20 protein-coding genes are annotated in these 19,997 nt (G+C 73.2%); 15 read left to right on the top strand and 5 right to left on the bottom strand.

Features of this window, described 5'->3' with window-relative positions:
- Positions 1–94 precede the first annotated feature (94 nt).
- From IE97_RS0123435 to IE97_RS0123425, 3 genes are all read left to right on the top strand, one after another.
- A complete protein-coding gene (locus tag IE97_RS0123435) occupies positions 95–670 on the top strand; it encodes a helix-turn-helix domain-containing protein (protein WP_030243943.1) in 576 nt (191 codons plus the stop codon).
- The gene (locus IE97_RS0123430) at positions 667–1,386 is read left to right on the top strand and encodes a helical backbone metal receptor (RefSeq protein WP_030243941.1); all 720 of its coding nucleotides are present in this window, start codon (positions 667–669) and stop codon (positions 1,384–1,386) included. Before IE97_RS0123435 ends, IE97_RS0123430 begins: the two co-directional genes overlap by 4 nt.
- A gap of 74 nt (positions 1,387–1,460) precedes the next feature.
- Complete coding sequence (locus IE97_RS0123425; protein ID WP_030243939.1) at positions 1,461–2,390, top strand: LysR family transcriptional regulator; 930 nt, start codon at positions 1,461–1,463, stop codon at positions 2,388–2,390.
- Between the two features lie 134 nt (positions 2,391–2,524).
- Here the strand turns inward: IE97_RS0123425 and IE97_RS0123420 are convergent, their stop codons facing one another.
- From IE97_RS0123420 to IE97_RS0123410, 3 genes are all read right to left on the bottom strand, one after another.
- Positions 2,525–3,211, bottom strand: a complete 687-nt coding sequence (locus tag IE97_RS0123420; protein WP_037836664.1) for a gamma-glutamyl-gamma-aminobutyrate hydrolase family protein — start codon at positions 3,209–3,211, stop codon at positions 2,525–2,527.
- Between the two features lie 34 nt (positions 3,212–3,245).
- Positions 3,246–4,688: an ethanolamine permease gene (gene eat, locus IE97_RS0123415; protein ID WP_030243935.1), complete on the bottom strand. Its 1,443-nt coding sequence runs from the start codon at positions 4,686–4,688 to the stop codon at positions 3,246–3,248.
- A 147-nt stretch (positions 4,689–4,835) separates the two neighbouring features.
- The gene (locus tag IE97_RS0123410) at positions 4,836–5,570 is read right to left on the bottom strand and encodes a FadR/GntR family transcriptional regulator (RefSeq protein WP_030243931.1); all 735 of its coding nucleotides are present in this window, start codon (positions 5,568–5,570) and stop codon (positions 4,836–4,838) included.
- An 82-nt stretch (positions 5,571–5,652) separates the two neighbouring features.
- Here IE97_RS0123410 and IE97_RS0123405 point away from each other — a divergent pair, with 82 nt between their 5' ends.
- The 4 genes from IE97_RS0123405 to IE97_RS0123390 are packed head-to-tail and all read left to right on the top strand — an operon-like array spanning position 5,653 to position 10,131.
- The gene (locus IE97_RS0123405; RefSeq protein WP_030243928.1) at positions 5,653–7,017 is read left to right on the top strand and encodes a glutamine synthetase family protein; all 1,365 of its coding nucleotides are present in this window, start codon (positions 5,653–5,655) and stop codon (positions 7,015–7,017) included.
- An 8-nt stretch (positions 7,018–7,025) separates the two neighbouring features.
- Positions 7,026–8,399 carry an aldehyde dehydrogenase family protein gene (locus IE97_RS0123400; RefSeq protein WP_030243914.1) on the top strand — a complete coding sequence of 458 codons (1,374 nt, stop codon included), beginning with the start codon at positions 7,026–7,028 and terminating at the stop codon, positions 8,397–8,399.
- Complete coding sequence (locus IE97_RS0123395) at positions 8,396–9,181, top strand: 3-oxoacyl-ACP reductase (RefSeq protein ID WP_030243911.1); 786 nt, start codon at positions 8,396–8,398, stop codon at positions 9,179–9,181. The genes IE97_RS0123400 and IE97_RS0123395 overlap by 4 nt, the downstream gene beginning before the upstream one ends.
- 47 nt (positions 9,182–9,228) lie before the next feature.
- Entirely contained in the window at positions 9,229–10,131 is a 903-nt protein-coding gene (locus IE97_RS0123390) for a DUF2510 domain-containing protein (protein WP_030243909.1), read from the top strand.
- 19 nt (positions 10,132–10,150) lie between these two features.
- On the opposite strand, the gene IE97_RS0123385 is transcribed toward IE97_RS0123390, so the two are convergent.
- Positions 10,151–11,353, bottom strand: a complete 1,203-nt coding sequence (locus IE97_RS0123385; protein WP_030243906.1) for an amino acid deaminase/aldolase — start codon at positions 11,351–11,353, stop codon at positions 10,151–10,153.
- 1,382 nt (positions 11,354–12,735) lie between these two features.
- On the opposite strand from IE97_RS0123385, the gene IE97_RS0123380 reads away from it, so the two are divergent.
- Genes IE97_RS0123380 through IE97_RS0123370 form a run of 3 tightly spaced genes read left to right on the top strand, consistent with a single transcriptional unit; the run spans position 12,736 to position 15,496 of the window.
- Positions 12,736–13,548, top strand: coding sequence for a hypothetical protein (locus IE97_RS0123380; protein ID WP_030243904.1), 813 nt, complete (start codon positions 12,736–12,738; stop codon positions 13,546–13,548).
- Positions 13,545–14,723 (top strand): type VII secretion-associated serine protease mycosin, encoded by a 1,179-nt coding sequence (mycP, locus tag IE97_RS0123375; protein WP_030243902.1) that lies wholly within the window; start codon positions 13,545–13,547, stop codon positions 14,721–14,723. Before IE97_RS0123380 ends, mycP begins: the two co-directional genes overlap by 4 nt.
- 44 nt (positions 14,724–14,767) lie before the next feature.
- Complete coding sequence (locus IE97_RS0123370) at positions 14,768–15,496, top strand: SseB family protein (protein ID WP_030243899.1); 729 nt, start codon at positions 14,768–14,770, stop codon at positions 15,494–15,496.
- A gap of 40 nt (positions 15,497–15,536) precedes the next feature.
- Here IE97_RS0123370 and IE97_RS0123365 read toward each other — a convergent pair whose 3' ends face one another.
- Entirely contained in the window at positions 15,537–15,893 is a 357-nt protein-coding gene (locus tag IE97_RS0123365; protein ID WP_030243897.1) for a DUF1844 domain-containing protein, read from the bottom strand.
- Positions 15,894–16,300: 407 nt separating this feature from the next.
- On the opposite strand from IE97_RS0123365, the gene infC reads away from it, so the two are divergent.
- The 5 genes from infC to IE97_RS0123340 all read left to right on the top strand — a co-directional run bounded on the left by infC (position 16,301) and on the right by IE97_RS0123340 (position 19,873).
- Entirely contained in the window at positions 16,301–16,939 is a 639-nt protein-coding gene (gene infC, locus IE97_RS0123360) for a translation initiation factor IF-3 (RefSeq protein WP_234310820.1), read from the top strand.
- Positions 16,940–17,047: 108 nt separating this feature from the next.
- A complete protein-coding gene (gene rpmI / locus IE97_RS0123355) occupies positions 17,048–17,242 on the top strand; it encodes a 50S ribosomal protein L35 (RefSeq protein WP_003989075.1) in 195 nt (64 codons plus the stop codon).
- Positions 17,243–17,336: 94 nt separating this feature from the next.
- Complete coding sequence (gene rplT / locus IE97_RS0123350; protein ID WP_003989074.1) at positions 17,337–17,720, top strand: 50S ribosomal protein L20; 384 nt, start codon at positions 17,337–17,339, stop codon at positions 17,718–17,720.
- A 93-nt stretch (positions 17,721–17,813) separates the two neighbouring features.
- Positions 17,814–18,668: a TrmH family RNA methyltransferase gene (locus IE97_RS0123345; RefSeq protein WP_030243893.1), complete on the top strand. Its 855-nt coding sequence runs from the start codon at positions 17,814–17,816 to the stop codon at positions 18,666–18,668.
- A gap of 53 nt (positions 18,669–18,721) precedes the next feature.
- Positions 18,722–19,873 carry a sensor histidine kinase gene (locus IE97_RS0123340; RefSeq protein WP_030243892.1) on the top strand — a complete coding sequence of 384 codons (1,152 nt, stop codon included), beginning with the start codon at positions 18,722–18,724 and terminating at the stop codon, positions 19,871–19,873.
- The last annotated feature ends 124 nt before the right edge of the window (positions 19,874–19,997 follow it).

Here is a 19,997-nt window from a genome sequence, read left to right as displayed (position 1 = left end):
ACATGCGTAGGGTGCAGACAACTCAACATGGACAGTGCGCCGGGGCAGCGGCGCACAGGGAGCGGATCGACGGGCGAAGGAGGGAGCCGGAGCGATGGGCGACCACAAAGAGCAGCCCCTTCGGGTGGGCGCGGCCGTACGTCGGCGGCGCCGCGCGCTGGAGCTCACCCTCGCCGTCGTGGCCGAGCGCAGCGGCCTGTCGGTGCCGTTCCTGAGCCAGGTGGAGAACGACCGGGCGCGGCCCAGCACCAGCTCCCTGGAGAAGGTCGCCGACGCCCTGCGCACCACCGCCGTGGAGCTCCTCGCCGCGGCCGACCCGGCGTGCAGTGTGGACGTCGTCCGCGGCGAGGACACCGAGCCGCTGCCGCTGCCGCAACCCCGAACCCGGTCCCTGGTCCGCGGTCATCACCAGATGCACGCCTCCGAGTTCACCGGCGAGCACGACGCGGGCCGTGAACTCCAGTGCCGCAACGACCAGTTGATGTATGTCGCCGACGGCGCCGTGGAGGTCGAGGCGGAGGGCCGCGCCTACCGGCTCGGCCGCGGTGACACGCTGTACCTCACCGGCGGCGTACGGCACCGCTGGCGGGCGGCGGAGCCGGACACCCGCGTGATCGTCGTCGCTGTGGCGGATCACATCGAGGCGGTCCGGGACCGGCCACGCGGGTGAGGGTCGTCTCGCTGGTGCCTTCGCTGACCGAGGCCGTGGCCCGGTCCGCGCCCGGCGCCCTGGCCGGCGCCACCGACTGGTGCACGCATCCGGCCGGCCTGGACGTCGTCCGCGTCGGAGGCACCAAGAACCCCAGGACCGACCGGATCGTCTCCCTCGCTCCCGACCTGGTGATCGCCAACGAGGAGGAGAACCGCGAACCCGACCTCGCCGCCCTGCGCGCCGCGGGGGTCGCGGTCCTGGTGACGGAGATCCGCGACGTTCCGCAGGCCTTCCGCGAACTGGCCCGCGTCCTGGACGCCTGCGGGGTCGCGTCCCGTCCACGCTGGCTGGACGAGGCGGAGGAGACGTGGTCGTCCCTGCCGCGGCCGGAGAGCCGCCGCACGGCGGTCGTGCCGGTCTGGCGCCGGCCATGGATGGTCCTGGGCCGCGACACCTTCGCGGGTGACGTCCTCGGCCGCCTCGGCGTCGACCACCTGCACGCGACGCACCCCGACCGCTACCCCCGCATCCCGCTCGACGACCTCCGGGCCGCCGAGCCGGACGTGGTGGTCCTCCCCGACGAGCCGTACCGCTTCACCGCCGTCGACGGCCCCGAGGCCTTCCCGGGCCTGTCCTGCGCGCTGGTCAGCGGACGGCACCTGACGTGGTACGGGCCGTCGCTGGCGGAGGCCCCGCGGGTGCTGGGCCGGGCCCTGCGAGCAGCTCGCGGCTGAACAGGCGACCGCGTCCCGGGCCGAGCGGTCCCGGCACCGGGGGATACGCGCGGATGGCGGCATAAGCTGGATTTATGAGCAACACGGATGAGCAGGCCGGTGCGCCGTCGGCCGGGGCCCTGGCACACCGGGTGCCCGATCTGGGTGCCCTGGAACTGCTGCTGGCGGTGGCGCGGCTCGGCAGTCTGGGCGGGGCGGCGCGGGAACTCGGCATCACTCAGCCCGCGGCCAGCAGCCGGATCCGGTCGATGGAGCGGCAGCTCGGCGTGGCGCTGGTCGACCGTTCGCCGCGTGGCTCCCGGCTCACGGACGCCGGTGCGCTGGTGACGGACTGGGCGCGGCGGATCGTCGAGGCGGCGGAGGCGTTCGACGTGGGTGCGCAGGCGTTGCGCGATCGCCGTGATTCCCGGCTGCGGGTGGCGGCGAGCATGACGATCGCCGAGTACCTGCTGCCGGGCTGGCTCCTCGCGCTGCGCGCCCAGCGGCCCGACACGGCGGTGTCGCTGCACGCCGGCAACTCGACGGTGGTCGCGGAGCGTCTGCTGTCGGACGAGGCGGATCTGGGCTTCGTGGAGGGGCTGACGCTCCCGACCGGGCTCGACTCGGTGGTCATCGCCCACGACCGCCTGATCGTCGTGACCGCGCCGGGGCACGCCTGGTCCCGCCGCCGGCGCCCGCTGGAGGCGTCGGAGCTGGCCGCGACGCCGCTGATCCTCCGCGAGAAGGGCTCGGGCACGCGGCAGGTCCTGGACGTGGCGCTGGGTGGGCTGGCCCGGCCGTTGATCGAGTTGTCCTCGACGACGGCGGTGAAGGCCGCGGCGGTGAGCGGGGCGGGGCCGGCGGTGCTGAGTGAGCTGGCGGTCGGGGAGGAGCTGGCGATGCGCCGTCTGGTCCGCGTGCCGGTGGAGGGGGTGGCCTTGGCGCGGGATCTCAGGGCGGTGTGGCCTACGGGGCATCGGCCCACTGGTCCGGCCCGGGACCTGCTGTCCCTGACGAGGGGCTAGCCGGCCACCGTGCCCAGGGGCTCCACCCCCTGGACCCCCGGCCGGTGCCCGCCGGGCCCCGGATCAGCCGGCCAAGGAGCCGGGCTCGAGACCAGAGGACGGGACGGCCGGGGGCGGCGGAGGCCAGAAGTCCGTCAGCGGGAAGCCGCCTCCACCAGCGCCCGCATCACCCGCACATCCTCACCCATCTCCGGATGCCACTGCACCCCGAGCACCCACCCCTCGTGGCCCGGCAGCTCCACCGCCTCCACCGTCCCGTCCACCGCGTACGCCGAGGCGACGAGCCCCTCACCCAGCCGGTCCACGGCCTGGTGGTGATACGACGGCACGGACGTCTCCTCCGGAACGACACCCGCGTACAGACTTCCCGGCACCGGCTTGACGGCATGCTCGCCGAAGACGCCCACAACGTCCGCGTGCCCGTCGAGGTGCTGGACCAGCGTCCCCCCGAGGGCGACGTTCAGCAGCTGCATCCCGCGGCAGATGCCCAGCAGCGGAACCCCCGCCGCCAGCGCCGCGTCGATCAGCGCGAGCTCCCACGCGTCCCGCTCCCGCGCCGGCGGACCGGTCCGCGGCTCGGGCTCCGCGCCGTAACGGACCGGCTCCACGTCCGGGCCACCCGCGATGACCAGCCCGTCCAGCCGGGCCACGGCCGCCGCCGCGACCTCGGGGTCGTCCGGCGGCAGCATCGCGGCGAGACCGCCCGCCCGCCGCACCAGTCGCGGATAGCCGGCCGGCAGCAGTGCCGCGTCCAGCTCCCACACGCCCCAGCGCGCACCGGACTCCAGATAGGTGCTGACACCGATCAACGGCCTGGTCACAGAAACTCCCTCACGGTCGACGCCTCAGTACACCTCAGTCCCTCGCCAACTCTGCCTCGGCCGCCGCCAGCGCCGCGAACTCCTCCTCAGGCGCCTTCGCCACCAGCCGCTTCCGGCTGTAGAGGCCGAAGTACGCGACGGCCACGGCGTACACCACCAGCGCGATGAACGCCGCCGTCACGTCCACCAGGAACGTCGCCACCAGCGCCGCGCAGGCCAGGACCAGCGCGACCGAGGAGGTCAGCACGCCGCCCGGCGTACGGTACGGGCGCGGCAGCTCCGGCTCGCGGCGGCGCAGCACGATGTGCGACAGGGACATCAGCGCGTAGGAGATGGTCGCGCCGAACACCGCGATGTTGAGCATGCGGGCGCCGTCGCCCGACACCGCCGCCAGCAGGAAGCCGACCGTGCCGGGCACCAGCAGGCCCAGGTACGGGGCCTTGCGGCGGCTGGTGAGGGACAGGAAGCGGGGCAGGTAGCCCGCGCGCGAGAGGGCGAAGAGCTGCCGCGAGCCCGCGTAGATCAGGGAGAAGAACGACGCCACCAGGCCGGCCAGCCCGGCGTAGTTGACGATCCGGCTCAGGGTCGTCGCCTCGCCGTCCGGCTGGAGCGCCTCGACCAGCGGGTTGCCCGCCTCCTGGATCGCGTTCGAGCCGCGAGCGCCGGCCGCGGCGAAGAACGTGACCACGGCCAGCACCACCAGGATGGCCATGGACCAGCGGATGGCCTTCGGCAGCGTACGGGCCGGCTCCCTGGTCTCCTCGGCGGCCAGCGGCACCCCCTCGACGCCCAGGAAGAACCACATGCCGAAGGGGAACGCCGCCCAGATGCCGAGCAGGCCGAAGGGGAGCCAGGAGTTCGACCCGGAGGCCGACGTGTCGACCGGGATGTCGTCCAGCGAGCCGAAGGAGAAGTCGGGCAGGGCCGCCAGCGCGAACACGATCAGGGCCACCACCGCGATGCCGGTGACGACGAAGCTGAAGCGCAGTGCCTCGCCCACGCCCCACAGGTGGATGCCGAGGAAGATCGCGAAGCAGGCCAGGTACACCGGCCAGCCGGACTCCAGACCGAACAGGCCGAGGGACTCGACGTAGTCACCGATGAAGATGACGATCGCGGCGGGCGCGAGGACGTACTCGATGAGGATCGCCGTACCCGTGAGGAAGCCGCCCCACGGGCCGAGCGCCCGGCGGGCGAAGCCGTAGCCGCCGCCCGCCGTCGGCAGGATCGAGGACAGCTCGGCGAGGGCGAAGACCATGCACGCGTACATCGCGCCCATGAGCACCATCGCGATCGCGAGGCCTCCGAAGCCGCCCTCGGCGAGGCCGAAGTTCCAGCCCGAGTAGTCACCGGAGACGACGTAGGCGACGCCGAGACCGGTCAGCAGCACCCAGCCGGCGCTGCCGCGGCGGAGCGCACGGCGCTCCAGATAGTCGTCCGCCTCCGCGGCGGGTGTTCTGGTGGATTCCTGGGACATGGGCAGACTCCCCACGGGAGGCGGACACGGTGTCGAGCACGGGTCGAGCGGGGCCCGGCTCAATGGAATGGATCCATACCTTTGCCGTGTCCGTCGCGGGAAGGCAATACCCGTGCGTTAATCACCCGTAAATCCTCACCGCTCCGCTCAGCCGAGGAACCCGCGCAGCAGCGCCGCCGTGCCCCCGCAGTGCTCGCGCATGATCTCCCGCGCCTGGTCGGCGTCGCCCTCGATCACGGCCTCCACCACCGCGGTGTGCTGCCGCTGCGAGTGCTCCAGGTTGCGCACCAGCAGCGGGATGCAGTCCAGCAGGTCGTTGACGGTCGCCCGGACGGCCGCGTACTGGGCGGTGAGCGTGGGCGAGCCGGACAACTCGGCGAGCGTGAGGTGCAGCAGCGTGTCCAGGCGGCGGTAGTCGGCGAGCGGGGCGTCGTGCGTGCGGGCCAGCGCCTCGCGGAGCCGCTCCGCCTGCTTCTCGTCCAGCCCGTGCGCCGCGCACAGCCCGGCAGCGCCCACCTCCAGCACCTCGCGGAACCGCAGCACGTCCTCCAGGTCGACCTCGGCCATCCGGCGCCGCAGCTCGTCCTCGCCGCCGGCGTCCGCGCGCGGCAGCACGAACGTGCCGCCGTAACGCCCGCGCCGCGACTCGACCAGCCCCTGGTCCTGGAGCACCTTCAGCACCTCGCGCAGCGTCACCCGGCTGATGCCCAGCCGCTCCGCCAGCTCCCGCTCGGCCGGCAGCCGCTCGCCCCCCGGCACCAGGCCCAGCCGTACGACCTGGAGGATCTGCTCCAGCGCCTCCTCGAAGCCGTTGCCCGCGCGCACCGGCCGCAGCACCGGCGCCAGCCCGTCCGGCACCCCGCCGCCCGCTTCCTCCGGCATGTGGCCGTACCCCCTTCCCAAGCAATGGTTCTCCGCAATACCTTATGGCTCCCGGCGGACCAAGAGCCAAGGAGGCCCACCCGTGGCAGACCGCACACCCCCGCTGAGCGTCGAGGAGCTGCACGCCCTCGTCGCGGGCGGTGAGATCGACACTGTCGTCCTGGCCTTCCCCGACATGCAAGGGCGGCTCCAGGGCAAGCGGTTCGCCGCGCGCTTCTTCCTCGACGAGGTCCTCCACCACGGCACAGAGGGCTGCAACTACCTGCTCGCCGTCGACACCGAGATGAACACCGTCGACGGCTACGCGATGTCCTCCTGGGACCGCGGCTACGGCGACTTCGCCATGCACCCCGACCTCGCCACCCTGCGCCGCGTCCCCTGGAACGAGGGCACGGCCATGCTCCACGCCGACCTCGCCTGGAGCGACGGCTCCCCGGTCGTGGCCGCTCCCCGCCAGATACTGCGCCGCCAGCTCGAGCGCCTCGCCGAACTCGGGTACACCGCGCAGGTCGGCACCGAGCTCGAATTCATCGTCTTCAAGGACACCTACGAACAGGCCTGGGACGCGAACTACCGAGGCCTGACCCCGGCCAACCAGTACAACATCGACTACTCGGTCCTCGGCACCGGCCGCATCGAGCCCCTGCTGCGCCGCATCCGCAACGAGATGGCGGCCGCCGGCCTCGTCGTCGAGTCCGCCAAGGGCGAGTGCAACCCGGGCCAGCACGAGATCGCCTTCCGCTACGACGAGGCCCTCGTCACCTGTGACCAGCACGCCGTCTACAAGACCGGTGCCAAGGAGATCGCCGCCCAGGAGGGCATGTCGATCACCTTCATGGCCAAGTACAACGAGCGCGAGGGCAACTCCTGCCACATCCACCTCTCGCTCGCCGACGCGGACGGCGACAACGCCATGGCGGGGGACGGCGAAGGCGGCATGTCGGACGTCATGCGGCACTTCCTCGCCGGACAACTCGCCGCCCTGCGCGACTTCTCCCTGCTGTACGCCCCCAACATCAACTCCTACAAGCGGTTCCAGCCCGGCTCCTTCGCCCCGACCGCCGTCGCCTGGGGCCACGACAACCGCACCTGCGCGCTGCGCGTGGTCGGCCACGGCCGCTCCCTGCGCTTCGAGAACCGGCTCCCCGGCGGCGACGTCAACCCCTACCTCGCCGTGGCCGGGCTGGTGGCCGCAGGACTGCACGGCGTCGAGCAGAAGCTGGAACTGCCCGAGCCCTGCCCCGGCAACGCCTACACCGCCGACTTCGCCCACGTCCCCACCACCCTGCGCGAGGCCGCCGAGCTCTGGGAGAACAGCCCCATCGCCAAGGCCGCCTTCGGCGACGAGGTCGTCGCGCACTACCGCAACATGGCGCGCGTCGAACTGGACGCCTTCGACGCCGCGGTGACCGACTGGGAGCTGCGCCGCTCCTTCGAACGCATGTGAGGTCCCTTGTGTCTTCCGAGCACCTTCTGGAAGTACTGAACCCCGCGACCGAGGAGGTCGTCGCCGCCGTCGCCGGGGCGAGCCCGGCCGACGTCGACGAGGCCGTCACCTGGGCCGCCAGGGCACAGCGGACCTGGGCCGCCCTCGCCCCCGCGGACCGTGCCCGGCTGCTGCGCCGCTTCGCGGCCACCGTCGACGAGCACCTGGAGGAACTCGCCCGCCTGGAGGTCCGCGAGGCCGGACACCTCATCGGCAACGCCCGCTGGGAAGCCGGCAACGTCCGTGACCTGCTGGACTACGCCGCCGGGGGAGTGGAGCGGCTCACCGGCCGTCAGATCCCGGTCCCCGGTGGCCTGAACGTCACGATCCTCGAACCGCTCGGTGTCGTCGGCGTGATCGCGCCCTGGAACTTCCCCATGCCGATCGCCGCCTGGGGCACCGCCCCCGCCCTCGCGGCCGGCAACGCGGTCCTCCTCAAGCCCGCCGAGACCACCCCGCTCACCGCGCTGCGCCTCGCCGAACTCGCCCTGGAGGCCGGGCTCCCGGAGCACCTTTTCCAGGTCCTGCCGGGACGCGGTGACATCACGGGCGACGCTCTGGTCAGGCACCCCGGAGTCGCCAAGATCGTCTTCACCGGCTCCACCCGCACCGGCACGCGCGTCGCCGCACTCGGCGCCGAGCAGGTCAAGCCGGTCACCCTCGAACTCGGCGGCAAGAGCCCCAACATCGTCTTCGCCGACGCCGACCTCAAGACGGCCGTCGATCCCTTCTCCTTCCTCGACAACTCCGGCCAGGACTGCTGCGCCCGCACCCGCGTGCTGGTCCAGGAGCCGGTCTACGACGAGGTCCGCGAGCTGCTCGCCGACGCCCTGTCCGCCGTGGTGGTGGGCGACCCGGCCGACGAGAAGACCCAGATGGGCCCGCTGATCTCCCGGCAGCAGCTCGACCGGGTCCGCAGCTTCGTGCCCGACACCGCCCCGGCCCTGCGCGGCAGCGCACCCGACGGCCCGGGCTTCTGGTTCCCGCCCACCGTCCTGACCGGCGAGAGCCCCGACTCGGCGGCTGCCCGCGAGGAGATCTTCGGCCCCGTCGCCGTGCTCCTGCCGTTCTCCGACGAGCAGGACGCGATCCGCCTGGCCAACGACACCCCGTACGGCCTCTCCGGTTCCATCTGGACCCGGGACGTCGGCCGGGCCCTGCGCGTCTCCCAGGCCGTCCGCGCCGGCAACCTGTCCGTCAACTCCCACGCCAGCGTCCGCTACTGGACCCCGTTCGGCGGCTACAAGCAGTCGGGCGTCGGCCGCGAGCTCGGCCCCGACGCCCTGGCCGCCTTCACCGAAACCAAGAACGTCTTCATCAGCACGGAGGGCCCCGCACAGTGACTGCTCAGGACACCATCTGCCGCCGTCTGGTCGGCCGTACCGCCGTCGTCACCGGAGCCGGCAGCGGCATCGGTCTCGCCGCCGCCCGCCGCCTCGCCTCCGAGGGCGCCCACGTCGTCTGCGGCGACGTCGACGAGGTCCGGGGCAAGGCGGCCGCCGAAGAGACCGGCGGCACCTTCGTGAAGGTCGACGTCACCGACCCCGAGCAGGTCGAGGCCCTCTTCAAGACCGCCCACGACACCTACGGCAGCGTCGACATCGCCTTCAACAACGCGGGCATCTCCCCGCCCGACGACGACTCCATCCTGGAGACCGGCCTGGAGGCCTGGAAGCGCGTCCAGGAGGTCAACCTCACCTCCGTCTACCTGTGCTGCAAGGCCGCCATCCCCTACATGCGGCAGCAGGGCAGGGGCTCGATCATCAACACCGCCTCCTTCGTGGCCCGCATGGGCGCCGCGACCTCCCAGATCTCGTACACGGCCTCCAAGGGCGGCGTCCTGGCCATGTCCCGCGAACTGGGCGTGCAGTTCGCCCGCGACGGCATCCGCGTGAACGCCCTGTGCCCCGGTCCGGTCAACACCCCCCTCCTGCAGGAGCTGTTCGCCAAGGACCCGGAGCGCGCCGCCCGCCGCCTGGTGCACATCCCGGTCGGCCGGTTCGCCGAGGCGGAGGAGATCGCCGCCGCCGTGGCCTTCCTCGCCAGCGACGACTCCTCCTTCGTGAACGCCACCGACTTCCTGGTCGACGGCGGGATCGCGGGGGCGTACGTCACACCGCTGTAAGGCGTGTCCTGGCGGCCGGGATCCCGCCCTACAGTGCCGGGATGAGCATGACGCCACCGCCCGGCTGGTATCCCGATCCGCACGGCCCGCACCTGGAACGCTGGTGGGACGGCACGGCCTGGACCGAGCACCGCCGCACACCCGGGGGCGTCGCCGGCCCGGTGCCCCCGCCTCCGGGCGGCGGCGCCGGACGGGCGAGGACCGTCGCCCTCGTCGCGGCCGGGGCCGTCCTCGTCGCGGCGGTCGCCACCGGTGCCGTGGTCCTGGGCGACGACGGCGGCGCCGGGACGGCAAAGGCCCCGACGTCCGCGCCCGCGGCCACGACCGGTCCGCCCGAACCGACTCCGGAGGCGTCCACCTCCGAGCCGTCCGCCGACGACCCGGCGGTCGTCGAGGACCAGCTCAACGGCGTCACGTTCCCGCTGCTCGACGGCTGGGTCCGTCCGCAGTACGTGGCCCAGGACGACGTCGTCATGACGACGGACGGCACGTACGACTGCCCCGGCGACGGCACCAGCTGCCGCCACGGCCTCGTCATCTCCCGCACGGTGACCGCGAACGACGAGAAGTCCCCCGAGGTCCTCGCCAAGGCCGACATCTCCGAGGCGGCCGAGGAGGCCTTCGACCGCGACCGGATCGGCCGCAAGCCCTACGGCGGCATGGAGTCCCACGAGGTCGTCGGGTCCGGGCCGGTCGCGGTGGCCGACCGCGCCGGGTACTTCGTGCGCTGGCGGGTCCGGACGGCCGAGGGACCGGGCGGCTACGTCCAGTCGCTCGTCTTCCCCTCCAGCATCGGCACCGAGGCCCCCGTCCTCGTCCGCTACGTCTTCGACGCCGGCGAGGACGCGCCGCCGCTCGCCGACATGGACCGCATCACCAAGGACATCAGGCCGTTCGGCGACGCGGACACGGGCGGTGGCGTGGGCAGCAGCACCGACCCGCCGGACTGACCCGCTTACGGCCGGTGGGCTACAGGAACGTGTGGCCCTCGCCGCGGTAGGTCGGCACCGTCGCCGTCACCGCGTCGCCCTCGACCAGGTGCAGCGCGTCGAACCGCTCGCACAGCTCACCGGCCTTCGCGTGCCGGAACCACACCTTGTCCCCGATCAGCAGATCGTCGGCGGGCGAGCCGAGCAGCGGCGTCTGCACCTCGCCGGCCCCCTCCTGAGGGTCGTAGCGCAGCCCCTCGGGCAGGTACGGCACGGGCGACCGGTCGGCCCCGGCCGCCCCGGAGGCGGGATACCCGCCACCGAGCACGGTCACCACTCCCACCCCCGGCCGCCGTACGACGGGCTGCGCGAAGAGCGCCGCCGGACGGCCCCTGAACGACGTGTAGTTGTCGAACAGCCGCGGCAGGTACAGCCCCGACCCGGCGGCGATCTCCGTCACCGCGTCCTCGGCCGCCGTGTGCTGCACCGAGCCGGTGCCGCCACCGTTGACGAACTCCAGCCCCGGCACCACGGCCCGCACGGCCCGCACCACCTCCGCACGCCGGGCGGCGAGTTCACGCTTGGCCGCGGCCTGCATCAGCCGGACGGCACGGGACCGCAACGGCCGGCCCGCCACCGCGTCCCCGACACCGGCGACATGACCCTCGTACGCCATGATGCCCACGACCTCGAAACCCGGCCGCCGGGCCACCGCCCGGGCCACCTCGGCGACCTGGGCGGGGGAGTGCAACGGCGAACGCCGGGCCCCGACCCGCACCCGCCCGCCGAGCAGCTTCAGGGACGTGTCCAACTCCAGGCACACACGGACGACTTCACGGCCACCGCCCCGGGACGCGTCGATGAGATCGAGCTGGGCGACATCGTCGACCATCACCGTGACGGCGGCGGCGAGCTTGGGATCAGCGGCCAGTTCGGCGAAAGCGGCGCGGTCGGCGGACGGGTAGGCGAGCAGCACGTCGTCGAACCCCGACCGGGCCAGCCACAGCGACTCGGCGAGGGTGAACGACATGATCCCCGCGAAACCGTCCCGGGCCAGGACGCGTTCCAGCAGCGCCCGGCACCGCACGGACTTGCTGGCGACCCGGATCGGCTTGCCCCCGGCGCGGCGGACCAGATCGGCGGCGTTGGCGTCGAAGGCGTCCAGGTCCACGATCGCGAGGGGGGCGTCGAGATGGGCGGTGGCCCGGTCGTAACGGGCCCGGTCGGCGGCGCGCGCAGTCATGGACGCAGCCTGCCAGACGGGATTACCGCAGGGTAGGGGGACGTTCCGGGCAGATGCCCCGGCGTCGTGGACTGGTTCCCGTTCGCGCAGGAACACGCCGTAGAGTGACGCGCACGTACGTCGGAACGACACCGGCCGGAAGTCCGCGCCGGGATGACGCTCCGTCCGTACGGGTATGTGTGCCCGGGACGACTGTGTGCCGGGCCTCGGGCAGGACGACACGGCCCGCGCAGCACGAAGCGGCCCGGGCACGAGGAAACGGGGGGTGCATGAGCACGGAAGCACAGCGTGCCTCTGTCCCTCCTCGTCCCGGCGTCCCGCCGCGCCCCGCACACCCACCGGCCCGACCGGAGGGACCCCGGGCGGACCGCCCGGACCCGTCCGGGCGAGCCGAGTCCCCCGCGTCCCGGCCTGCCGAGCCCGTCGCGCCCGGGCGGACCGAGCCCACCGCGTCCCGGCCCGGCGAGACCGTGGCGCCCGGGCGGATGGAGTCCCCCGCGTCCCGGCCTGCCGAGCCTGTCGCGCCCGGGCGGACTGAGCGCACCGCGTCCCGGCCCGTCGCGCCCGGGCGGACCGAGTCCCCCGCGTCCCGGCCCGCCGAGCCCGGGTATACCGAGACCTCACCGTCCCGGCCTGCCGAGCCCGTCGCGCCCGGGCGGACCGAGCCCTTCACGTCCCGGCCCGCCACACCGCCCCCGCCCCGCGCCTCCAGCCGCTTTCCGGACGCGCCGCCCGGCGCCGGGCACGTGACGCGGTCCGAGCCGGACAGGCCGACCGCAGCACCTGACGCCCCTCCGTCTCCGCGTCACCTCCCCGCACCGGGCCGCCGCGCCGACACCTCGGCCGCGTCGGAACCGTCCGACCGGTCGGCGCGTCCGGACGCTTCGGCCGGGGCGTCGCCGCAGACGCCCGGTCGGCCGTTCCGCCTCGCCACGCCCCGCCGCGTCGCCGCCCCCGGCGAGAACTCGTCCGAGACCACCACGCGCCTGCGCCCCGTCCCCCCGGACCCGTCACCGGCCGGGCTCGATGCGTCCCCCGGCCGCTCTGCTGCGCCGGGGGCGGCTGCCGCGTCCGCGTCGCAGGCAGGCCGTCCCGGTACCGCGCCCCCCGGCGCCCCGCCGCGCCCCGCGCACGCCCCTCAGGTCGGTGCCCGGGCGGGCGCTGGTGCCCCAACCGGTGCCGGGACGCGCCTGCCTTCGCCGCCCGCCGGGCCACCCCACCCAGCCGCTCCCGCACAGCGGCCCCATTCCGCCATGCCCACCCAGCGACCTGCCCCCGCCACCCCGCCGCCCCCGGCGTTCGCTCCCGTCTCTCCCGACCCCGCCCTCTCCTGGAGCGCCCCCCTCAGCCCCGGCGGCACCCCCGGCGCCACGCGCCCCCTCGTGTCGTTCGGGGAGCCCGAGCTGTACGACGGCGACGCACGGCCCAGGCCGCTCGGACGGCGCCGCGCCTCGCAGGCCGCCGCGGCCACCGTCTGTCTCGTGCTCGGGCTGGGGCTCCTCTCGGGCGCGGTCACCGGAAGCTGGCTGGTCGGGGACTCCGGGGAGGAGGGCTCGCCCGGCACCTTCGCCGCCGCCGGGAGCCTGTGGCACAGCATTCCCGTCGACCAGCTCTTCCCGCCCACCGTGGAGGGCCGGGGCGCCGGACCCGGCGGAGCCGACCGCACCTGGACCCGTATCGCCGTCGCCCCCGACAGCGGCTGCGAGAACGCCTTCGACCCCCTGCTGCGCAAGGCCCTCGCCCCCGCCGGCTGCGAGCGGCTCCTGCGCGCCACCTACACCGACGCCACCCAGAGCTACGTCACCACCGTCGGCCTGCTCTTCACCACGGCCGACGCGCCGGGCATGACCTCCCTCGCGAACCGTTTCCGCAAGGAGCGCCTGGACCGCCGCAGCGACCTGATGCCCCTGCCCTACGCCGCGAAGGGCACGGCCGCCGCCCACTTCGGAGCAGAACAGCGCGCCTCCTGGACCGTCTCCGTACTGACCGAGGCGCCGGTCGTCGTCTACGCCGTCTCCGGCTGGGCCGACGGCCGCACCGTCGACGACCCGCAGCCCGCCGAGGACGCGATGCAGTCCGGCGCCACCACCGCCCCGGCCCAAGCCGGCCTCGGCAATGAGGCGCAGGGCCTCGCCGACCGCGTCGAACGAGGTCTGCGCAAGAACGTCCGCCCGGCCTCGGAGCCGCCGTCGTGAAAGCCACCAGGACACGTCGCTCCGCGGCGCTGAGCGTCCTGCTCGCCGCGGGCCTCGTCCTCCTCCCGGCCACCTCCGCCCACGCCGACGGCATCCGCGCCCAGCAGTGGGCCCTGGAGGCCATGCACACGCAGGAGGTTTGGCAGACCACGAAGGGCGAGGGCGTCACCGTCGCCGTCCTGGACACCGGCGTCGAGCCCGGCCACCCGGACCTGATCGGCAACGTCCTCACCGGCAAGGACCTGGTCGGCTTCGGCGCCGAACCCGGCGACCGCGCCTGGGCCCGGCACGGCACCGCCATGGCCGGGATCATCGCCGGCCACGGACACGGCCCGGGCAACGACGACGGCGTCCTCGGCATCGCCCCCGAGGCGAAGATCCTCCCCGTCCGCGTGATCCTCGAGGACGGCGACCCCTCCCGCGCCAAGGCCCGCAGCACCCGCGGCAACGCCCTGGCCGACGGCATCCGCTGGGCCGCCGACCACGGCGCCGATGTCATCAACCTCTCCCTCGGCGACGACTCGGCCTCCGCGCACCCCGAACCCACCGAGGACCAGGCCATCCAGTACGCCCTGAAGAAGGGTGTGATCGTCGTGGCCTCCGCCGGCAACGGCGGTGAGAAGGGTGACCGCATCTCCTACCCGGCCGCCTACCCGGGCGTCATCGCCGTCACCGCCGTCGACCGCTCCGGGACCCGCGCCCCCTTCTCCACCCGCCGCTGGTACGCCACCGTCAGCGCCCCCGGGGTCGACGTCGTCATCGCCGACCCCGACGAGAAGTACTACGAGGGCTGGGGCACCAGCGCCGCCGCCGCCTTCGTCTCCGGAGCCGCCGCCCTGGTCAAGGCGGCCCACCCGGACCTGACCCCGGCCCAGGTCAAGACGCTCCTGGAGGACACGGCCCGCAACGCGCCCGTCGGGGGCCGCGACGACTCCCGCGGTTTCGGCTTCGTCGATCCGGCCGCCGCCCTCAAGGCCGCCGGCCGGGTCAAGCCGGGGGGCCTGCACTCGGCGGGGTACGGCCAGGAGTACTTCGGCAGCGGCCCGGACGCCGCCGAGTCCGGCGACGACACCGCCGACTGGGCCGCCCCCCTCGCGGGCGGCGCGGGCGGCGTCCTGCTCGTGGCGGCCGTGGTCCTGTGGCGCGGCCGCCGTACCGGCCGCGACGACACCTGAGCCGCCGCCTGCGGCGTGGCACCCGGCCGATAGGGTCGACGACCGTGGCGAACAAGAACATCCCCGACCCCGGATTCTCCGACGACGACGGCTCCGCCGACCCCCGGCTGAGCGCGGCTCTCGCCGCCTGGTCCGAGAACCGCGGCGCCGTGGGCCCGGTCCTGGACGCCCTCAAGGGCGCCCGGCTGCTCGTCCCCGTCGTGGCCGTGCTCGGCGAGGTGGAAGAGGACGCAGGGGGACTGCGCCGCGAGAAGACCAGTGACATGGCCGTACCGACCCTGAAGGCCGGAAACCGCACCGCCCTGCCCGCCTTCACCTCCACGGACTCCCTCGCCCGCTGGGATCCAGCGGCGCGCCCCGTCGCCGTGCCGCTGCACCAGGCCCTCCAGGCCGCGGCGCACGAGAAGGCGGACACGGTCGTGCTCGACCTGGCCGGGCCGGTGCCCTTCGAGCTGACCGGACCCACCCTGCTCGCCCTCGCGGAGGGCCGCACGAGCACCGATCCGCTCGCCGACCCGGCCGTCGTCGGGGCCGTACGCGGCGCCGTGGCCGCCGAGCCCGCCGTCCTGCGCGCCCACCTCGGTCCGGGCCAGGCCGACGGCACGCTCGCCCTGGTCCTGGCCCCGTCCGCGGACCCGGCCGAGGCCGCGCGGGCCGTCGCCCGGCGGCTCGCCGCCGACGAGACACTGAGGGCCCGCCTGGTGCGCGGCCTCGACCTGGCACTGCTGCCGGCCGGGGCGACGCCACCGGGCGAGCCCTTGTACGAACGCTGAAGCTGACGCGGGAGCCGGTCCCGGCGGGAACCAGCGGGAGCTAGCCGTAGACCGGGCCGGTGTACTTCTCGCCCGGCCCCTTGCCCGGCTCGTCCGGGACGAGCGAGGCCTCGCGGAACGCCAGCTGGAGCGACTTCAGACCGTCGCGCAGGGGCGCCGCGTGGAAGGAGCTGATCTCGGTCGCGGTCGCGTCCAGCAGACCGGCGAGCGCGTGCACCAGCTTGCGGGCCTCGTCCAGGTCCCTGTGCTTGTCGCCCTCCTCGGTCAGACCGAGCTTCACCGCGGCGGCGCTCATCAGGTTGACGGCGACCGTCACGATCACCTCGACCGCGGGGACCTCGGCGATGTCGCGGGCCATGGCGTCGAAGTCGGGGGACTCAGGAGGGGTCTCACTCATGCCCCACACGATAGGCGCAGGGCGGGTGGACTCCGCGGCCGGGCACCGTACCGGACCTCGGGGCGCGCAATTGGCCGTTCCTGGCCATTGCTGGTAACCTCGTGTAACGACCGGCTGGACACGTATGCCTCGCGGCCCGCGAGTCCGGCCCACAAGTGGAGGCTTTTCGAACTCCCACCCGACCGCCCCCAGGGCGGCGGGTCACCGGTCAGACGGTCCCGTCCCAGCGGCGGCGATCCGTCCGAAATCGCGCCCCGCGGCCCCCGCGGCGGTGCTCCGGTAGTTCGAGGAGCCCGCCTGGGAATCGTCCGGGGCATTTTTCTTGCTTCGGCGCGGTTAGGTCTATCGAAAAGAGACGTTACGCGGCCGTCCGCCAGACCGTCGCGTGGTGCTACCGAGGAGGATCCATCAGCGCCGAGCCCCGCATCAACGACCGGATTCGCGTTCCCGAGGTGCGACTTGTCGGTCCCAGTGGCGAGCAGGTGGGCATCGTCCCGCTGGCCAAGGCACTGGAGCTTGCGCAGGAGTACGACCTGGACCTGGTCGAGGTCGCGGCGAACGCCCGTCCGCCCGTGTGCAAGCTCATGGACTACGGGAAGTTCAAGTACGAGTCGGCCATGAAGGCCCGTGAGGCGCGCAAGAACCAGGCGCACACGGTCATCAAGGAGATGAAGCTCCGGCCGAAGATCGACCCGCACGACTATGACACCAAGAAGGGTCACGTCGTCCGGTTCCTCAAGCAGGGCGACAAGGTCAAGATCACGATCATGTTCCGTGGTCGCGAGCAGTCCCGGCCCGAGCTGGGCTACCGACTGCTGCAGCGTCTCGCGGAGGACGTCCAGGACCTCGGTTTCGTGGAGTCGAACCCGAAGCAGGACGGCCGGAACATGATCATGGTCCTCGGTCCGCACAAGAAGAAGACCGAGGCGATGGCCGAGGCTCGCCAGGCGCAGGAGGCCCGCAAGGCGGAGGCGAAGGCCCACCCCGGCCGTTCGCAGAACGCCGCGGAAGCCGAGGCGCCGGCCGAGGAGCCCGCCGAGGCGTGACTCCCGGGACGCGAGTCCCAGGAAGCAATCGAAACAAGACGACGCTCCACCGTGCCCGGTTTTCGCGACCGGGCACCGGAGCGCCACCGACGAGGAGAGTACGGCGCTATGCCGAAGAACAAGTCGCACAGCGGGTCCAGCAAGCGCTTCAAGGTCACCGGCTCCGGCAAGGTGCTCCGTGAGCGCGCCGGCAAGCGCCACCTGCTCGAGCACAAGTCGTCCCGTGTGACGCGTCGCCTCACCGGCAACGCCGAGATGGCCCCGGGCGACGCCAAGAAGATCAAGAAGCTTCTCGGCAAGTGACGCCCGGCGCGTGAGCGCCGTACGTCAGGACCGGGACCCAATCGATTTCGGGCCGTGTGAGGACCACCGCGGCCCCGCTACAAGGAGTTAAGAAGTGGCACGCGTCAAGCGGGCAGTCAACGCCCACAAGAAGCGCCGGGCGATCCTCGAGCAGGCCTCCGGCTACCGCGGTCAGCGTTCGCGCCTGTACCGCAAGGCCAAGGAGCAGGTCACCCACTCGCTGGTCTACAACTACAACGACCGCAAGAAGCGCAAGGGTGACTTCCGCCAGCTGTGGATCCAGCGCATCAACGCCGCTGCCCGCGCCAACGGCATGACCTACAACCGCTTCATCCAGGGTCTGAAGGCCGCGAACGTCGAGGTCGACCGCAAGATCCTGGCCGAGCTGGCCGTCAACGACGCCGGCGCGTTCGCCGCGCTCGTCGAGGTCGCCCAGAAGGCGCTGCCGAGCGACGTCAACGCCCCCAAGGCGGCGTGACGCCTCCGGCTCTCAGCCGACGTGACTGAAGGACCCGCAGGTGGAAACGCCTGCGGGTCCTGCTGTGTCCGAGTTAGTGACAAGGTGAAACGCATGCCCACCCCCGAGCTCATCTCCCCCCGCTCCTCCCGTGTCTCGGCGGCGCGTCGGCTGGCCAAGCGGAACTTCCGGGGGAAAGAGCGGCTGTTCCTCGCGGAAGGTCCGCAGGCCGTGCGGGAAGCGGCCGGGCACCTGGCCGGGGGCGCGGCCACCCTCGTGGAGCTCTTCGCGACGCTGGAGGCCGCCGAGCGGTACGCCGACATCGTGGGGGCCGCCCGGGATGCCGGGGCCCGGGTGCACCTCGCCTCCGAGCAGGTGATCGCCGACATCTCCACCACCGTCACCCCGCAGGGCCTCGTCGGCGTCTGCCGGTTCCTCGACACGCCCTTCGACGAGGTCCTGGCGGCACGCCCCCGGCTCGTCGCCCTGCTGGCGAACGTCCGTGACCCCGGCAACGCCGGGACCGTGCTGCGCTGCGCCGACGCCGCCGGTGCCGAGGCCGTGGTGCTGACCGACGCCTCCGTCGACGTGTACAACCCGAAGGCCGTCCGCGCCTCGGTCGGTTCCCTGTTCCACCTGCCCGTCGCCGTCGGCGTCCCCGTCGAGCAGGCGGTCGCGGGCCTGCGGGACGCCGGCGTCCGGGTCCTCGCCGCCGACGGTGCCGGCGACCGCGACCTCGACGACGAGCTCGACAAGGGCGCCATGGGCGGGCCGACCGCCTGGGTGTTCGGCAACGAGGCCTGGGGCCTGCCGGAGGAGACCCGCGCCCTCACCGACGCCGTCGTCCGCGTCCCGATCCACGGGAAGGCCGAGAGCCTGAACCTCGCCACCGCCGCCGCCGTATGTCTCTATGCGTCGGCGCGTGCACAGCGCGCCGCCGGAGGGTGCCGTTCCGTCACCGGGAACTAGTAGGGTGACCAGCTCAGGGACCCCTCTGCGAGCCTTGGAGGTGGGGTACGGGGATGAGCGCCGGCACGAGCAGCGCACCGGGAGCCCAGGACGCCGGGGACCCGCCCGCCGCGTCCCGGCCGTCCGGTGATCCCGCCGACCTCGGCATCGACCCCGACCACTTGCCCGACGGGCTCGTCGTCGCCGACGAACAGGGCCGCGTCATCTGCTTCAACACCGCCGCCGAGCGCATCACCACCGTGAGCGCCCGCGACGCCCTCGGGCAGCGCCTGGAGAAGGCCCTGCCGTTAGAGGACCTGGAGGGCCGGCGCTGGTGGCAGCTGACCGACCCGTACGGCGGCCTCGCCATCCGCGTCGGCCAGCCCGAGCGCAATCTCCTTCTGCCCGGCGGCCGCGAGGTACTGGTCTCCGCGCGTTACGTCCGCGTCCACCCCACCGGCCCCGTCCGCCGTCTGGTCGTCACCCTGCGCGACACCGAGGCCCGCCGCCGCACCGAGCGCAGCCATGCCGAGCTGATCGCCACCGTCGCCCACGAGCTGCGGTCCCCGCTGACCTCCGTCAAGGGCTTCACCGCCACGCTGCTCGCCAAATGGGAACGGTTCACCGACGACCAGAAACGGCTGATGCTGGAGACCGTCGACGCCGACGCGGACCGGGTCACCCGGCTCATCGCCGAGCTGCTCGACATCTCCCGGATCGACTCCGGCCGTCTCGAGCTGCGCCGCCAGCCCGTCGACATAGCCGCCGCCGTAGGACGGCACATCCAGGCCTACGTCGCCGCCGGGCAGCCCGCCGACCGCTTCCTGCTCCGCGTCCAGCAGCCGCTGCCCGACCTGTGGGCGGACCCCGACAAGATCGACCAGGTGCTCAGCAACCTCCTGGAAAATGCCGTGCGGCACGGCGAGGGAACTGTCACGATCGACATCACGGCCACGGCGTCTCCCCGCGAGGGCGAGTACTCCGAGCACGCAGCCACCTCGGTCACAGTGAGCGACGAGGGGCCAGGCATCCCGGAGGAGTCCATGAACCGCGTCTTCACCCGCTTCTGGCGGGGCAGCAAGCGCGGCGGCACGGGCCTCGGGCTCTACATCGTCAAGGGCATCGTCGAGGCCCACGGCGGCACCATCACGGTCGGCCGCGCCCCCGGCGCAGGCGCCGAGTTCCGATTTACCTTGCCCGTGAGCGCTCCGGCCTATCTCGCCTGAGCAGCCCGCGGGCGCATTCGTACACCTCCGCCCCGTTAGACTCGGCCATTGGCACCTTTGCGTCCAGTTCCGTAGACGAAACGTCTCCGGACCGTAGACGGGGCGTTCCAGCCAGCCAACCGGA

This window comes from Streptomyces sp. NRRL S-455 (assembly GCF_000717875.1).
In the GTDB taxonomy this organism is placed as follows: Bacteria; Actinomycetota; Actinomycetes; order Streptomycetales; family Streptomycetaceae; genus Streptomyces.
This window is presented reverse-complemented; position numbering and strand designations above follow the sequence as displayed.

Coding starts and splice junctions, on each gene's coding strand:
- IE97_RS0123435 (WP_030243943.1), top strand. CDS start 95: ATGGGCGACCACAAAGAGCAGCCCCTTCGGGTGGGCGCGGCCGTACGT.
- IE97_RS0123425 (WP_030243939.1), top strand. CDS start 1,461: ATGAGCAACACGGATGAGCAGGCCGGTGCGCCGTCGGCCGGGGCCCTG.
- eat (WP_030243935.1), bottom strand. CDS start 4,688: ATGTCCCAGGAATCCACCAGAACACCCGCCGCGGAGGCGGACGACTAT.
- IE97_RS0123410 (WP_030243931.1), bottom strand. CDS start 5,570: ATGCCGGAGGAAGCGGGCGGCGGGGTGCCGGACGGGCTGGCGCCGGTG.
- IE97_RS0123390 (WP_030243909.1), top strand. CDS start 9,229: ATGACGCCACCGCCCGGCTGGTATCCCGATCCGCACGGCCCGCACCTG.
- IE97_RS0123385 (WP_030243906.1), bottom strand. CDS start 11,353: ATGACTGCGCGCGCCGCCGACCGGGCCCGTTACGACCGGGCCACCGCC.
- IE97_RS0123365 (WP_030243897.1), bottom strand. CDS start 15,893: ATGAGTGAGACCCCTCCTGAGTCCCCCGACTTCGACGCCATGGCCCGC.
- rpmI (WP_003989075.1), top strand. CDS start 17,048: ATGCCGAAGAACAAGTCGCACAGCGGGTCCAGCAAGCGCTTCAAGGTC.
- IE97_RS0123345 (WP_030243893.1), top strand. CDS start 17,814: ATGCCCACCCCCGAGCTCATCTCCCCCCGCTCCTCCCGTGTCTCGGCG.
- IE97_RS0123340 (WP_030243892.1), top strand. CDS start 18,722: ATGAGCGCCGGCACGAGCAGCGCACCGGGAGCCCAGGACGCCGGGGAC.